Here is a 14,607-nt window from a genome sequence, read left to right as displayed (position 1 = left end):
CGGCCTCGGCGAGCGCTGCCCCGCCGCACCGCAAGCACCCGTGGCTGCGGCACGTCGCGAACCTCTACCGGCTCGGCGTGAAGGAGCTATGGAGCCTCGTGCGCGACCCGATGATGCTGGTGCTCATCGTCTACACCTTCACGGCGTCGGTGTATTCGGCGGCCACCGCGCAGCCCGACACGCTGCATCTGGCGCCCATCGCCATCGTCGACGAGGACGCCTCGCCGTTGTCGCAGCGCATCGTGTCGGCGTTTTATCCGCCGCAATTCAGCATGCCGCAAATGATTACGGCCGATGCCGTCGACCGCGGCATGGACAAAGGCGCGTACACGTTTGCGCTGAACATTCCGCCCAACTTCCAGCGCGACATTCTCGCGGGACGTGCCGCCGAGGTGCAGCTCAACGTCGACGCCACGCGCATGAGTCAGGCATTTTCGGGTAGCGGATACGTGCAGCAGATCGTCTCGGCGGAGGTACGCGAATTCATCCAGCGCTACCGGTCGACGCCGGAAATCCCGGTCGATCTGGCGCTGCGCGTGCGCTTCAATCCGACGCTGGAGCGAGCGTGGTTCGGCGCGCTCATGCAGATCATCAACAACATCACGATGCTGTCGATCATCCTCACGGGCGCGGCGCTCATTCGCGAGCGCGAGCACGGCACCATCGAGCATTTGCTCGTCATGCCGGTGACACCGACCGAGATCATGCTGGCGAAGGTCTGGTCGATGGGGCTGGTGGTGCTGATCGCGGCGGCCATGTCGTTGTGGCTGATCGTGGGCGGCGCGCTCCATGTGCCGATCGGCGGCTCGGTGGCGCTGTTTCTGCTGGGCGCGACGCTGCATCTGTTCGCGACCACCTCGATGGGGATTTTCCTCGCGACGCTCGCGCGCTCGATGCCGCAGTTCGGCATGTTGCTGATTCTGGTGCTGCTGCCGCTGCAAATGCTCTCCGGCGGGAACACGCCGCGCGAAAGCATGCCGAAGCTGGTGCAGGACGTCATGCTCGCCGCGCCCACGACGCATTTTGTCGAACTGGGTCAGGCGATTCTGTTCCGTGGCGCCGGAATCGGCGTCGTGTGGGTGCAGTTCGTGGCGCTCGCCGTCATCGGCGCGGTGTTCTTCACCGTCTCGCTGCGGCGTTTTCGCCGCACGCTCAGTTCGATGGCGTAACGCTCGCCGGCCGGCTCGCGACAACGCCGGTGCCACCGCCGGCGCGCGAAGCGGCGTTCGCCAATCCTGTCATGCCGGATTTGTGAGGTCATTGCCATGCCCGCCAAGTCATCCGCTTCATCCGCTTCATCCGCTTCGTCTGCATCACGCGCCTCGCGCGCCTCGTCGGCCGCACTCGAGCGCCGCAACGCCCGGCGCGCTACCGCCGCTCCCCTCACCGCTGCCCCCGCGTGCGCTGGCGAGGCCCCGTGGCTCGCCGCCAATCCGTGGCTGAACCACTTGCCATGGATGGCGGCCGCCGCCGAGTATGCCGTCGACGCCTGGCAACGCAGCGTGTTGTTCGCCGACGTGATGCGTCAGCGCGGCAATCAGTATCAGGAACACCTGGCCGAATCGGCGCCGAACGTACTGGATTTCGCGGCGGAAGTGATTCTCGACGGGCACGACCTGCCGCGTCCGTGCAATTACTGCCTGACGCGCATTGTGCCGCCACCCGGCACGCCGACACTGCCCAACGCCCGCCCGTTCGTGGTGGTCGATCCGCGCGCGGGGCACGGCCCGGGCATCGGCGGCTTCAAGCCCGACAGCGAGATCGGCGCCGCATTGCGTGCGGGACATCCGTGCTATTTCGTGGGCTTCCTGCCCGATCCCGTGCCGGGCCAGACGGTGGAAGACGTGATGCGCGCCGAAGCCGCGTTTCTGGAGAAGGTGATTTCGCTGCACCCGGAAAGTGCGGGCAAGCCGGCAGTCATCGGCAATTGTCAGGCGGGATGGCAAGTGTTGATGACGGCGGCGATGCGGCCCGAGCTGTTCGGGCCGATCATCGTGGCGGGGGCCCCGTTGTCATACTGGGCCGGCTGGCGCGGGCGCAACCCGATGCGCTACTCGGGCGGTCTGCTCGGCGGCAGTTGGCTCACGGCGCTCACGAGCGATCTGGGCGACGGTCGCTTCGACGGCGCGTGGCTGGTGCAGAACTTCGAAAACCTCGACCCGGCGAACACGCTTTGGCGCAAGAAGTATCACCTCTATGCGAACGTCGACACGGAAGCGCCGCGCTATCTCGGCTTCGAGAAGTATTGGGGCGGACACGTCTTCCTGAACGCGCAGGAGATCCAGTACATCGTCGATAACCTGTTCGTCGGCAACCGCCTGACGAGCGCGGAGTTGATTACGAGCGACGGCATCCGGCTCGATCTGCGCAACATCCGCTCGCCCATCGTGGTGTTTTGCTCTTATGGCGACAACATCACACCGCCGCCGCAGGCACTAGGCTTCGTCACCGACATGTATCGCAACGACGCCGAAGTGCTCAGTCACGATCAGACCATCGTGTACGCGACGCACGAGAGCATCGGCCATCTCGGCATCTTCGTGTCGAGCAGCACGGGGCGCAAGGAGCACCGCAAGTTCGTCAACAACATCGATCTGATCGACGTGTTACCGGCCGGAATCTATCAGGCACAGATCGCCGACAAGACGCAAGACACGCTGCATAGCGAGTTGGCGGACGGCGATTACGTGATGTCGATCCAGCGGCGCAGCGTGGAGGATGTGCGCGCCATCGTGCAGCCGGATACGGAGAGCGATCGGCGTTTCGCGGCCGTGGCGCATCTGTCCGACATTCATCTGGGCTTGTACCGCAGTCTCGTGCAGCCGTGGGTGCGCGCAATGGTGACGCCGAACTCGGCGTACTGGATGCGTCTGATGCATCCGCTGCGCGTGAGCTACGAGCTCTGGTCGGATCGAAATCCGTTTGCCGTGCCGTTCGCCGAGAAGGCAGAGCGCGTGCGGCAGACGCGTCACCCCGTGTCGCCGGACAATCCCTTCCTCGCGCTGGAGACGGCGCTGTCGGCGACCATCGAGCAGTCGCTGAATTTCTATCGCGACGTGCGCGACGACGGCTACGAGAAGACATTCGAGTTGATTTACGGCCAGCCATGGGTGCAGGCGCTCGCGGGGTTGCGTGGCAGCGACGACGGCGCGGTGCGGGTGCATCCGGGCACGTCGCCGGAGCATGTGGCGTTTGTGAAGGAGGCATTGGCGCTGCGCCGTCACGAGTTGCATCAGGGCGGCCCGCTCGAAGCGGGGATTCGCGCGCTGCTGTGGGTGCATCGTCTACACGGCGAAGCCGACGAGCGGCAGTTCAATCTCGCCCGCTCGCTGCCGCGTGGCGAGGCGGAGATTTCGATCGAGCGCTTTCGCGAAATCATCCGGCGTCAGGCCGGTTTGCTGCGCATGGCGCCCGACGAGGCCATGGCGGCGATTCCGGACATGCTCGCGCAGGCGAAGCCCGAGCATATTCGGCTGGTGGCGAAGGCCGTGAAAGATCTGAGCTTCGCGGTACCGCTGGAAGACGGCGAGCAAAACGATCTGGATACCGTGCTCGCGGTGTTCGAGCATGCGGCCAGCCGCCGGTCGGCAACGTCTGCCGCTACGCCGCGCAAGCGCCCGTCTGCGCCCAGGAAAAGCGCCGCCCCCGCGACGAAAACCGTGAAGACTACGGGCGCCGCGAAGACGGCAAGCCCGGCGCGAAAGAAGAAGGCCGCTTAAACGAGCGCCGTCGGTCGTGCCACTGGAGGCATGCGCGGGATGCCTGCGCTCATCGCGCCGCTTGCCGCAGGGGTTGCCGGCTCGCGCCCAGCCCGGCCGGCACGTAAAGCCGGGCGAGCAAGCCCCCGCCGTCGCGCGGGGCAAATTCGAGCACCGCGCCGAAACGCGACGCGATGGCCTGCACGATGGAGATACCCAATCCCGCGCCCTCGCCGTGCTGCCGTCCCCGGTCGCCTCGCCAGAAACGCTGGCCGAGCCGCATCGTCTGCTCCGGCGCCAGCCCCGGCCCCCGGTCTGCGACGACAATGCTGTACTGTCGACGCGGCGCGTCGAGCCGCACCGTCAGCTCTACCGGACTGCCCGCCGGTGAGTATCGGAGTGCGTTGTCCACCAGATTTCGCACCGCCGTACTCAGCAGCGAACGCGGCACGGTCGTCCCCATGTCGTCCGCGGCCATGGTGAATGTGATTCGCGGGCCACTGCGACGCACCGCGGTGCCATGGCGTCGCTCGCACGCTGCCCCAACGGGCGGCAGCACGGGACGCCGATCCGTCTCTCCCCATTCGCTGATGACGTCATCCAGCGTCTCGCGTAACGACTCGCAGAGATCCTGGGCGTGCGCCGGGGCGTCCGCGCGCGCCAGCGTCATCATCTGCTCCAGCGTGTGCCGCAACTGACGCACGCCTACCCCCGCCTGTTGCACCGCCGCCTGCGCCGACTCCCCCTGCGTAATCTCCGCGACCTGAAGATGCGTGTCGATGGCGGTGAGCGGTGTGCGCAATTCATGTGCGGCGGCGTCGGTGAACGCCCGTTGATAGGCCAGGGCCTGCGTCAGCCGGTTAAGCAGCCCGTTGAGTGCCGCCACCACGGGACGCAACTCGGCCGGCGCGCGCCCCAGATCGATGGGCGACGTATCGTCGGCGCGCTTGTCGCGCAGCGTCGAGCGCAACACTTCGAGCGGCTTCAGTCCACGTCCGATGCCGATCCACAAGGCCAGCAAACCACCCACGACGGCAATCAGGAACGGCACGCCCGCCGCGCGCAGCAACGGGCTCGTGAGCGCCGCCCGCTTGTCGATCAGGTCCGCCGCCATCACCCGATACCCGCGCGCGTCCTGCAACACAAAGATGCGCCACGCCTTGCCGTCCACGACCCTGGTGCTGAAGCCCAGCGGTATCGGGTGCTCGTCGGTATCCGGTGCGCCGTCGGTGCGGGCGACGACCGCCCCATAACCCGAGCGGATCTCGCACGCGATCCCATCGCTGGCGCCCACGCGAATGACCTCGCCCCAATCTGCCGCGTCCGATTTCGGCGTCAGCGTGCCGCGCGCCAGTAGGCCGGAGACCATGCGTGCCGACATCGCAAGGCGCTCGTCGAGCGCGTGCTCGAGATTGGCCTGCACCCCGCGCATCATCCAGCCGGCCGCCAACACCCACAGCGCAATCAGCGCAACGCCTGCAATCAATACCGCTCTCAGTCGAAGACTCATCGCAGCACCCATCCCAATCGATACCCCAGACCGCGCGCCGTCTGAATCACGTCGCTCCCCAATTTGCGCCGCACGTTGTGAATGTGCACATTCAGCGCATTGCTGTTCACGCGCTCCGACAGCCCGTACAGCCGCTCGTGCAACATGTCCGCCGTCAGCCATCGGCCGCGACTGCCCGCCAGATTCGCCAGCAAGTCGACCTCCGTGCGAGAGAGTTCGACGGGCTCGCCATCGAGCCACGCCAGACCGCTCGCCGGCTCGAGGCGCAGCGCGCCCGCTTCGATGACCTGCGCAGCGCGCCCCTGCGTGCGGCGGATGAGCGCGTGCAGACGTGCCGCCAATTCCCGAAGATCGAACGGCTTGACCATGTAGTCGTCTCCCCCGCTGTTCAGACCGGCGATGCGATGCTCGATGGCATCGCGCGCCGTCAGGATAAGGACCGGAACGTCGGGCTCTACCGCGCGGATTTGCGCGAGAAAATCAAGGCCGTCGCCGTCCGGCAAACCCAGGTCGAGTACCAGTGCCTCAAACGAATTCTCGGCATGCGCGCGCACCGCCGCGACACCGCACGCCGCATGCTCGATCGCAAAGCCGAGCGCACTCAGACCCGCGACGATCCCGCTCGCAATCAACGAATCGTCCTCAACCAACAGCACTCGCATCAGTTCGCACCTTTTTCCGAATATGGGGCCATGTTACGTAGTTAGCGTTGCCGATTGAGCGCAGGCGGCGAGCGAGCCGGTGACGATCTCGTTCGCTATCCCAATGCCGCACTGACCCTCACTGTCCATTCGCGTCGTTAACTCTCGATTAATTGACGTCTGCCATGCTCTCTCACCGGCTTTGGAACTCCCGTAGGAGGATGGATTTGCTTCGTCGCCTTATTTCGATTTTTGTGATTTTTCTTAGTTCGCTTGGGACAACGCCGTTGGCAAATGCGTTTCCCTGGGAAAGCGAGCCCAAGTTTCTCGACGCGGCGAAAGTGTTCACCACGACACCCGCCCGGCAAACCGGCGACCAGTTTGACATCGACGCTCGGGTTGCCAAGGATTACTACGTTTATCGTCATTCGCTGCGCGCGGAAGATGCCTCGGGTAAAGCGGTTGCGCTGACGCTTCCTCCGGGGGCACGTCACGTCGACGAATTTTTCGGCGAGACGCAGATCTACACCGGCGACGCCCTGCGCATGGGCCTTCCCGCATCGACCGCCGGGCCCGTGACGCTGCATTGGCAAGGCTGTGCGCAAGCGGGCATCTGCTATCCCCCGCAGACGATGCAGATCGCGCTGCCCACCGTCGCGGCATCGATGGCCGGTGCGCCTTCCGAGGCTTTGGTCAGTGCCCTCACGCCGGTCGCCCCCTTCACACCCGTCGCTTCAACAGCCGCGAGCGCATCGATCCCGTCTTCCGCCTCGGTGCCCCCCGCCGATGCAGCCGCCCCGCTCGCAGAGGATCAGGCCGCCGCGCATCGGTTAGCGACATTGGGGCCGCTCGCCGCCACGCTGCTGTTCTTCGGCTTCGGCCTCTTACTCGCGTTCACGCCATGCACGCTGCCGATGATTCCTATCGTCTCGACGATGATCGTAGGCAACCGTGCGCCGCCGTTGCGTGCGCTCGCGCTCTCGTTGTCGTATGTAGTGGCAATGGCTCTCACGTACGCCGCCGTGGGCGTTGCGGCAGGCATGGCCGGGGCGAATCTTCAGGCCACCTTGCAGTCGCCCTGGTTGCTCGGCGCGTTTGCGGGCCTCTTTCTGGTGCTCGCGGCGTCGCTGTTCGGCGCATTCGAGTTGCGCGTCCCCGCGTTCGTGATGAACCGGCTCGACGCCGCCGGACGCCATCGCACTGGCGGCAGCCTCGCCGGTGCCGCCGCCCTCGGGCTGCTTTCCGCCCTGCTCGTCGGCCCGTGCATGACAGCGCCCCTCGCCGGCGCATTGCTCTATATCGGCCAGTCGGGCAATGCCTGGATGGGGGGCGTGGCTCTCTTTGCGCTCGGTCTGGGCATGGGGCTGCCGTTGCTGGCGATTGCGCTGTTCGGCGCGCGCATTCTGCCGCGTCCGGGGGCGTGGATGACACGCGTACGCGTCGCGTTCGCCTATGTGATGACGGGCATGGCGATCCTGATGCTCAGCCGCTTCCTGCCGGGCAACGTCAGCCTGCTGCTCTGGGGTGCGCTGGGGCTGGGTCTCGTCGTCGGTCTGGGCGGATGGGCGTGGACGTTGCGCGGAAAACCCCCGGGACTCGCGCTGACATTTGCGGCCGTGCTCACGTGTGTCTGGTCGGTGCTGATGCTCGTCGGTGCCGCCTCGGGTGGCGATTCGGTGCTGCGTCCGCTCGCGTGGTCGAATGCCGTGGCCGGCGGGGGCGCGAGTGCGGGTGCCGTCAGTCGCGACGGCAAGCCCGTCGATTACGTCGGCGTGAAATCGGTAGAAGACGTGGACGCACGTATCGCTCAGGCGGCCGCGCGCGGTCAATGGACGTTGATCGACTTCTACGCCGACTGGTGCGTGAGCTGCCACGTGATCGAGCGCAATGTCTTCGGCCATCCGGAAGTCGCTGCACGTCTCGCACGCCTGCAGATTCTGCGGCCTGACGTGACGAAAAACGACCCGACCGATCAGGCGCTGATGAAGCGCTGGGGCGTTCTCGGCCCGCCCACGCTCATCCTCATCGACGCCCAGGGCAATGAGGTGCGAGCGCAACGCATGGTCGGCGAAATGGACCCGCGCGCGTTCCTGCGTCGCCTCGACACCGTGGGGGCACCATGACGGGTATCGGTCCCTTCTCCTTGCCCACCGCGACCGTCGCACTCGCAGCGTTGGTGGCGTGGCTCGTCGCACGCTTCGCGCTGCGCGGCACGGACACGACAGCACGACGCGCCGGGGCGAGCGTCGTACTCGACGCCCTCTTCGCCGGCCTGTTGACTGCGCGACTGGCCTACGTCGTGCAATGGTGGTCCGAATACCTTGCGTCGCCGCTATCGATCCTCGCGATCGGGGACGGCGGCTTCAATCCGTGGGCCGGCTTGCCCGTCGCACTGGCCTGGGCGCTCTGGCGCACGAGACGATACCCGGCCCATCGTCGCCCGATGCTGTGCGGCGTTGCGGCCGGCGTGGCGCTGTGGGGCGCGGCGCAAATCGGTCTGAGCGCGATGCAGCGCAGCGCGCCGCCGCTGCCCGCGCTCACTTTGCAAATGCCGGACGGGCGTCCCGTGGCGCTCGGATCGTTTCGCGGCAGCCCGGTCGTGGTGAATCTGTGGGCCAGTTGGTGCCCGCCATGCCGACGCGAAATGCCGGTGCTCGCGCAGGCGCAATCCGATTATCCGAATGCGCGGTTCCTGATGGTCAATCAGGGCGAGGCGGCGTCCGTGGTCGAAGACTTCGTTCGGTCGCAGGGCCTGCAATTCGATCATCTGCTGCTCGATCCGGCCTCTGACACAATGCGCGCGACCGGCGCACGCGGGCTGCCCACCACACTGTTCTTCGCCCCGGACGGCCGCCTGGTCGATGTCCATCTGGGCGAACTGACGGCGGCGCGTCTGCGCGACACGCTGCAAAGCCGTCTCCACCAAACCCCGGCACCGCGTGTGCCCTAGGAGTTGTCAATGCTTGCTCGAAAGTTTCTCGTCCCCGCCCTGATCGTCGTGCCGGTGCTGGCCGCCGTGGCCTACGCCGTCGCCTCCGGGAAGATTGGCGGTGCGGGTAACGCCACCCCCTCCGATAGCAACACGCCGAGCGTGCTGCGCGCGCTCGCGCGTGAAGGCTTGCAGGATCTGCAACCGTTCGATGCCGGCGCTCACGTTCGGGGCTATGCGGGCAGGGCAGGCCAGCAACCGGTGGCCGTCTATGTCCTGCCCGACGGCAGCGCCATTGTCGGCGCCCGCATCAGCGTGGACGGTAAGCCCCTCGACGACGAACGCGTCAGCGAGCTCGTAGCCAAGCCGATGGGCGAGACCCTGTGGGCAAAGCTGGACGCCTCGACGTGGGTGCAGGACGGCAACACCGACGCGCCGCGCGTGGTGTATACGTTCAGCGACCCGAACTGCCGCTACTGCCACCGGTTCTGGGACGCGGCGCGCCCGTGGGTCGATTCGGGCAAGGTGCAACTGCGTCACGTGATGGTCGGTGTCATCAAAGTCGACAGCAGCACGAAGGCGGCCGCCATTCTCGGCGCGAGCGACCGGGCGGCCGCGTTGCGGCAACATGAGCGTGAGTTCGAGAGTGGCGGCATCAAGCCCGCGCCGAGCGTACCGTCCGACATCGCCCTGCGGCTCGACGCGAATCAGGACCTGATGGCCGAGCTGGGCTTTCGCGGCACGCCGGGCATCGTCTATCTCGATGCGCAGGGCACGCTCGCGCGTGTGAACGGCATGCCACGTCCCGAGATGCTCGCGACGGTGCTGGGTCCGCGTTGACGTTGAGGCCGAGGTATCGAGGCGTTGCATCGATGCATTGAAGCGTCGACACGCACAAGCGCCGCGGGGCCGGCATCCGCCAATGAAGGCCCGGCACCCGCGCAGTAGAATCGTCGAAAGTCGAGCGCTTATGCGCGCCAATTCTTGCGGGAAACGGCCCGATGACGCGCGAAACCTGCCGATTCCCCGCTTTTTGCGACGCCCCGCCCACGGCCCCCCGCAGTTGCTGCTACAATCGGCGTCACTATGAAGTCGCGTCAGTCTTCCTCCCTCCTCTGGTCGCCCCTGACCGCTGCCCTGCGCTGGTGGCGGTAACCCGCCACGTCTATCTCATCCCCATAGCGCCCTCCCCCGCGGATCGCGAAGTCAATGTGGGGGCACGCTCAGGGGACATTCGCAAATTCCATGCGTTCGACAATCCTTTGTCACCAGACGAACAGGGACCATCATGCTGCTGATGATCGACAACTACGACTCGTTTACCTACAACATCGTCCAGTACTTCGGTGAATTGGGCGAAGACGTACGAGTCTTCCGCAACGACGAAATCACGCTCGACGCCGTTGCCGAGCTCGCCCCGGAGCGTATCTGCCTCTCGCCCGGCCCGAGCTGCCCGGCCAACGCGGGTATCACGCTCGACGTGCTCAAGCGTTTCTCCGGTGAAATCCCGATTCTTGGTGTCTGCCTCGGCCATCAGGCCATTGGCGAAGCCTTCGGCGGCAACGTCATTCGTGCCCAGCGAATCATGCACGGCAAGGTGAGCGAGATCGAAACCACGCAACAAGGCGTGTTCGCGAATCTGCCCAAACGCTTTACCGTCACCCGTTATCACTCGCTGGCCATCGAGCGCAGTTCGCTGCCCGATTGCCTCGAAGTAACGGCGTGGACAGACGACGGCGAGATCATGGGCGTTCGTCACAAGACGCTCGACGTCGAAGGCGTGCAATTCCACCCCGAGTCGATTCTCTCGGAGCATGGCCACGCGGTACTGCGCAATTTCCTGCAAGCCGCGCCGCGCGCCGCCATCGCTGCCTGATATCGCCACCCGATATCGCTACCTGCGCCGAACCGACAGAGGAGAAGACAACACATGATTACCCCCCAGGAAGCGCTCCAGCGCACCATCGAACACCGGGAAATTTTCCACGACGAGATGCTTCATCTGATGCGTCTCATCATGAAGGGCGAGATTTCGCCGGTCATGTCGGCTGCCATCATCACCGGCCTGCGTGTGAAGAAGGAAACCATCGGCGAGATCGCAGCGGCCGCACAAGTGATGCGCGAGTTCGCCAACCATGTCGACGCCCCCGCCGACCAGCATTTCGTCGATATCGTGGGCACGGGCGGCGATGTGTCGCATACGTTCAACATCTCCACGGCGTCGATGTTCGTCGCCGCCGGCGCGGGCGCGAAGGTCGCCAAGCACGGCAACCGCGGCGTGAGCTCGAAGTCGGGCAGCGCCGACGTGCTCGAAGCACTGGGCGTGAACATCATGCTCTCGCCCGAGCAGGTGGCCGAGTGTCTGCGTGAGGTCGGTATCGGCTTCATGTTCGCGCCGAACCATCACCCCGCCATGAAGAACGTGGCCGCCATCCGCAAGGAAATGGGCGTGCGCACAATCTTCAACATTCTCGGTCCGCTCACGAATCCGGCCGGCGCGCCGAACCAGTTGATGGGCGTGTTCCACCCCGATCTGGTGGGGATTCAGGTTCGCGTGATGGAGCGTCTGGGCGCGGAGCACGTGCTCGTCGTCTACGGCAAGGACGGCATGGACGAAGTCTCCCTCGGCGCCGCCACGCTGGTCGGCGAGTTGAAAGACGGCAAAGTCACCGAGTACGAGATTCATCCCGAAGATTTCGGCTTGCAGATGGTGAGCAATCGCAGTCTGAAGGTCGGCAGCGCCGAAGAATCGAAGACCATGCTGATCGAAGCGCTCGAAAACAAGACGGGCACCGCACGCGAGATCGTGACGCTCAACGCCGGTACCGCGCTGTACGCGGCCAACCGTGCCGCCTCGATTGCCGAGGGGATCGAGATGGCACGCGAGTCCATCGCCAGCGGCGCGGCACGTGAGAAGCTCCACGAATTCGTCACGTTCACGCATCGCTTCAAGGCGTGAGCTTTCGCCCGATGTGCGGTGGCAATGCAGCTCCCGAGCCAAAAATCGCACAAAATCGCAATGACGGCGAACCTCTGTTCGCAGACGTTCGTCACCTTCAGTCGCCTCTGAGTATCTATTGCTATGTCTACCGTTCTCGACAAGATCCTGGCCGTGAAGGCTGAAGAAGTCGCCGCTGCAAAGCGCTTACGCGAGCTCGCGAGCCTGCGCCGCGACGCAGAAGCAACCGTTGGCGACAGCGCACTGCGCACGCGCGATTTCGTGGGCGCACTGCGCACGAAGATCGACGGCGGCCTGTCCGGCGTGATCGCGGAGATCAAGAAAGCCAGCCCCTCGAAGGGGGTCATCCGCGAGAATTTCGTCCCGCCGCAAATCGCCGAGTCTTACCAGCAGGGCGGCGCCGCCTGCCTGTCGGTGCTCACCGATGTGCAGTTCTTCCAGGGCTCGCCCGAGTATCTGAAGGCCGCACGCGCGGCGTGCGATCTGCCGGTGCTGCGCAAGGACTTCATGATCGACGCCTATCAGGTGTATGAGGCGCGCGACATGGGCGCCGACTGCATTCTGCTGATCGCCGCAGCCCTGGCGCTTTCGCAGATGCGCGATCTCGAAGCGCAGGCGCACGAATTGGGCATGGCCGTGCTCGTCGAAGTGCACAACGGGCAGGAGCTGGAGGCCGCGCTCGAACTGCGCACGCCGCTGCTGGGCATCAACAATCGCAACCTGCACAACTTCGAAGTGTCGCTCGACACGACGCTGGGCCTGTTGAAACACATTCCGCAAGATCGTCTGGTCGTGACGGAGTCGGGTATCCTGTCGCGTGACGACGTGACGCGCATGCGCGCGGCCAACGTCAATGCCTTTCTCGTCGGCGAAGCCTTCATGCGCGCGCCCGAGCCGGGCGATGCTCTCGCCACGCTGTTCGACATGCCTCGCTGACTCGCTACGCGACGTCACGCAAGCGATCGATGGCGCGGTGTCCTGCACGGGGCACCGCCCATTCGCGCAACGGCCGGCAAGACGTGTCGTTCCTGCTCGGTGTTGCGACGCCCGGCCCGCCGGCGTCCCCCTCACAGGAGCGGCCCCGATGGCCATCGAACGCGAACTCAAACTTGCCCTTCCGGGCGACCTGCCCGCCACGCGCGCCAACGCGCTGATCTCCCACCTCGACCATCTGCCCGGTGCCGAAGCACGGGGTGAGCGTCATCTCGTCAATCGCTATTTCGACACGCCCTCACTCGCCCTGGCAAGCGCGAAGGCCGCGCTGCGACTGCGTTTCGTGGCGCGCGACGGCCACGCCGGACAATGGCTGCAAACGCTCAAGTCGGTCGGGGAAGCCCGCAACGGACTTCATGTGCGTCACGAGTGGGAGCAGGCCGTGCAAGGCGAAGCCCTCGAACTGCCGAAGCTGATCGCGGCGTGCGACGTGCCGGCCACGGCCGCGTTGTTACGTGCCGACGGTGCGGACGTTGTCGCGCAGTTCGAGACGAATTTCGTGCGACGTCTATGGCGCTATGTCGCGGGTGACGGCACAGCCGTGGAGATCGCTTTCGACCGTGGGGAAGTGGCCGTCGAAACCGACGGCAAGCGTCACACCGAGCCGCTCATGGAAGTGGAACTCGAACTGCTCGACGCGCCGGACGACGACCGCGAGGGTCAGGGCGAACGCATTCTGCAAGCGCTCGCGCAGGATTTACGCGCGGTGCTGCCGGAGCTGCACGCCGATAACGTCAGCAAGGCGCAGCGCGGCTATCGTCTGCGGCAAAAGGTCCTCGGCGGCTGAGCGCCTCCCCGCAGACCACAAACCCCGCAACGTCTCCCCCCCCATTCAACAGACTCGAAGCATGGCATCACGCGCACGCACGGCACCTCAAGCTTCTCAAGCCTCTCAGGCTTCCCACGCAACGGACGACGAACGTCAGCGCTCGCTGTTCGGTGACGCAGACGACGTCGCAGGCCCCCTGAAGGGCCGCGTCGAAGATCAGTTCGCGGCGTTGCCCGGCGCGTGGAAGACGCTGGTCGCACCGTTCGTCGAGAGCGACGCCTACGCGCCGCTGTGCCGCTACGTCGACGCCGAAGTCGCGGCAGGCAAGACCGTCTATCCGGCGGACATTTTCCACGCGCTGCGCATGACCTCGCCCACGGACGTCAAGGTCGTCATCCTCGGACAGGACCCATATCACGGCGACGACAAGGGTATCGCGCAGGCGCACGGCATGGCGTTTTCCGTGCAACGCGGCGTGCGCGTACCGCCCTCGTTGCGCAACATCTATAAAGAGATCGAACGGGATCTGGGATTCGCCGCACCGTCGCACGGCAATCTCGACGCCTGGGCAAAACAGGGCGTGCTGCTCCTGAACACGACGCTGACGGTGGAAGCCGCCAACGCGGCGAGTCACGCGAAGCCGTTCAAGAAAGGCGGATGGCAAGCGTGCACCGACACGTTGCTCGCAGGCCTTGCCGCGCAGCAAGGTCCGCTGGTGTTCCTGCTATGGGGCAGCCATGCGCAGGCGAAGGCGCCGCTGCTGGCGGGTCACGGCCATCTCCTGCTCGAAGCGCCCCACCCGTCTCCGCTGTCGGCGCATCGCGGCTTCCTCGGCTGCGGCCACTTCAGCGCCGCCAACGATTTTCTCAAGACGCACGGCAAGACGCCGATCGACTGGCGAGTGCCGGCGTAATCCGTCGTCCGCCCGCGAGATTCACAAATCGCTCGCGGCTCATCGGCAGATTGCCAAGGTTGTTACGTCCTGTCGCGTCACTTCGCACGCCTTTGTGAGCGCGCTATCCGAACGATCGTTTTCACAACGACTTCGACCTCTGTCCCGGTTTTCGATCAGCACAAGCCTCGGAAACCGGGACACGACCCCCCTCTC

At 65.5% G+C, this 14,607-nt stretch carries 12 protein-coding genes; 10 read left to right on the top strand and 2 right to left on the bottom strand.

Going from position 1 to position 14,607, the window contains the following annotated elements; genetic code table 11:
- The first annotated feature begins 44 nt into the window (after nt 1-44).
- Together ACIPHM_RS20025 and ACIPHM_RS20020 are read left to right on the top strand one after the other, a co-directional pair.
- Nucleotides 45-1,169 (top strand): ABC transporter permease, encoded by a 1,125-nt coding sequence (locus ACIPHM_RS20025; protein WP_400332051.1) that lies wholly within the window; start codon nt 45-47, stop codon nt 1,167-1,169.
- A 288-nt stretch (nt 1,170-1,457) separates the two neighbouring features.
- Nucleotides 1,458-3,719 carry a DUF3141 domain-containing protein gene (locus tag ACIPHM_RS20020; protein ID WP_400332048.1) on the top strand — a complete coding sequence of 754 codons (2,262 nt, stop codon included), beginning with the start codon at nt 1,458-1,460 and terminating at the stop codon, nt 3,717-3,719.
- Nucleotides 3,720-3,768: 49 nt separating this feature from the next.
- Here the strand turns inward: ACIPHM_RS20020 and ACIPHM_RS20015 are convergent, their stop codons facing one another.
- Both ACIPHM_RS20015 and ACIPHM_RS20010 read right to left on the bottom strand, forming a co-directional pair.
- Nucleotides 3,769-5,208, bottom strand: a complete 1,440-nt coding sequence (locus ACIPHM_RS20015) for an ATP-binding protein (protein WP_400331978.1) — start codon at nt 5,206-5,208, stop codon at nt 3,769-3,771.
- Complete coding sequence (locus ACIPHM_RS20010) at nt 5,205-5,870, bottom strand: response regulator (protein ID WP_400331975.1); 666 nt, start codon at nt 5,868-5,870, stop codon at nt 5,205-5,207. Before ACIPHM_RS20010 ends, ACIPHM_RS20015 begins: the two co-directional genes overlap by 4 nt.
- Nucleotides 5,871-6,070: 200 nt before the next feature.
- Here ACIPHM_RS20010 and dsbD point away from each other — a divergent pair, with 200 nt between their 5' ends.
- The 8 genes from dsbD (at nt 6,071) to ACIPHM_RS19970 (ending at nt 14,412) form a co-directional block, all read left to right on the top strand.
- On the top strand, nt 6,071-7,972 hold the full coding sequence (gene dsbD / locus ACIPHM_RS20005) for a protein-disulfide reductase DsbD (RefSeq protein ID WP_400331972.1): 1,902 nt from the start codon (nt 6,071-6,073) through the stop codon (nt 7,970-7,972).
- Nucleotides 7,969-8,799: a prolipoprotein diacylglyceryl transferase family protein gene (locus ACIPHM_RS20000; RefSeq protein ID WP_400331969.1), complete on the top strand. Its 831-nt coding sequence runs from the start codon at nt 7,969-7,971 to the stop codon at nt 8,797-8,799. The genes dsbD and ACIPHM_RS20000 overlap by 4 nt, the downstream gene beginning before the upstream one ends.
- 9 nt (nt 8,800-8,808) lie before the next feature.
- Nucleotides 8,809-9,618, top strand: a complete 810-nt coding sequence (gene dsbG, locus ACIPHM_RS19995) for a thiol:disulfide interchange protein DsbG (RefSeq protein ID WP_400331966.1) — start codon at nt 8,809-8,811, stop codon at nt 9,616-9,618.
- Between the two features lie 448 nt (nt 9,619-10,066).
- Nucleotides 10,067-10,654 (top strand): anthranilate synthase component II, encoded by a 588-nt coding sequence (locus ACIPHM_RS19990; RefSeq protein ID WP_400331963.1) that lies wholly within the window; start codon nt 10,067-10,069, stop codon nt 10,652-10,654.
- 54 nt (nt 10,655-10,708) lie between these two features.
- Nucleotides 10,709-11,737 carry an anthranilate phosphoribosyltransferase gene (trpD, locus tag ACIPHM_RS19985; protein ID WP_400331960.1) on the top strand — a complete coding sequence of 343 codons (1,029 nt, stop codon included), beginning with the start codon at nt 10,709-10,711 and terminating at the stop codon, nt 11,735-11,737.
- Nucleotides 11,738-11,860: 123 nt separating this feature from the next.
- Nucleotides 11,861-12,673: an indole-3-glycerol phosphate synthase TrpC gene (trpC, locus tag ACIPHM_RS19980; RefSeq protein WP_400331958.1), complete on the top strand. Its 813-nt coding sequence runs from the start codon at nt 11,861-11,863 to the stop codon at nt 12,671-12,673.
- Between the two features lie 148 nt (nt 12,674-12,821).
- Nucleotides 12,822-13,517 carry a CYTH domain-containing protein gene (locus ACIPHM_RS19975; RefSeq protein WP_400331955.1) on the top strand — a complete coding sequence of 232 codons (696 nt, stop codon included), beginning with the start codon at nt 12,822-12,824 and terminating at the stop codon, nt 13,515-13,517.
- 61 nt (nt 13,518-13,578) lie between these two features.
- Nucleotides 13,579-14,412 (top strand): uracil-DNA glycosylase, encoded by an 834-nt coding sequence (locus tag ACIPHM_RS19970; RefSeq protein WP_400331951.1) that lies wholly within the window; start codon nt 13,579-13,581, stop codon nt 14,410-14,412.
- The last annotated feature ends 195 nt before the right edge of the window (nt 14,413-14,607 follow it).

Source organism: Pandoraea sp. NPDC087047 (assembly GCF_044745225.1).
GTDB lineage: Bacteria > Pseudomonadota > Gammaproteobacteria > Burkholderiales > Burkholderiaceae > Pandoraea.
The sequence above is the reverse complement of the archived record's forward strand: the minus strand, read 5'-3'. Positions and strand labels throughout refer to the sequence as shown.

Coding starts and splice junctions, on each gene's coding strand:
- ACIPHM_RS19975 (WP_400331955.1), top strand. CDS start 12,822: ATGGCCATCGAACGCGAACTCAAACTTGCCCTTCCGGGCGACCTGCCC.
- ACIPHM_RS19990 (WP_400331963.1), top strand. CDS start 10,067: ATGCTGCTGATGATCGACAACTACGACTCGTTTACCTACAACATCGTC.
- ACIPHM_RS20020 (WP_400332048.1), top strand. CDS start 1,458: ATGGCGGCCGCCGCCGAGTATGCCGTCGACGCCTGGCAACGCAGCGTG.
- dsbG (WP_400331966.1), top strand. CDS start 8,809: ATGCTTGCTCGAAAGTTTCTCGTCCCCGCCCTGATCGTCGTGCCGGTG.
- trpC (WP_400331958.1), top strand. CDS start 11,861: ATGTCTACCGTTCTCGACAAGATCCTGGCCGTGAAGGCTGAAGAAGTC.
- trpD (WP_400331960.1), top strand. CDS start 10,709: ATGATTACCCCCCAGGAAGCGCTCCAGCGCACCATCGAACACCGGGAA.
- ACIPHM_RS19970 (WP_400331951.1), top strand. CDS start 13,579: ATGGCATCACGCGCACGCACGGCACCTCAAGCTTCTCAAGCCTCTCAG.
- ACIPHM_RS20010 (WP_400331975.1), bottom strand. CDS start 5,870: ATGCGAGTGCTGTTGGTTGAGGACGATTCGTTGATTGCGAGCGGGATC.
- ACIPHM_RS20000 (WP_400331969.1), top strand. CDS start 7,969: ATGACGGGTATCGGTCCCTTCTCCTTGCCCACCGCGACCGTCGCACTC.
- dsbD (WP_400331972.1), top strand. CDS start 6,071: ATGGATTTGCTTCGTCGCCTTATTTCGATTTTTGTGATTTTTCTTAGT.
- ACIPHM_RS20015 (WP_400331978.1), bottom strand. CDS start 5,208: ATGAGTCTTCGACTGAGAGCGGTATTGATTGCAGGCGTTGCGCTGATT.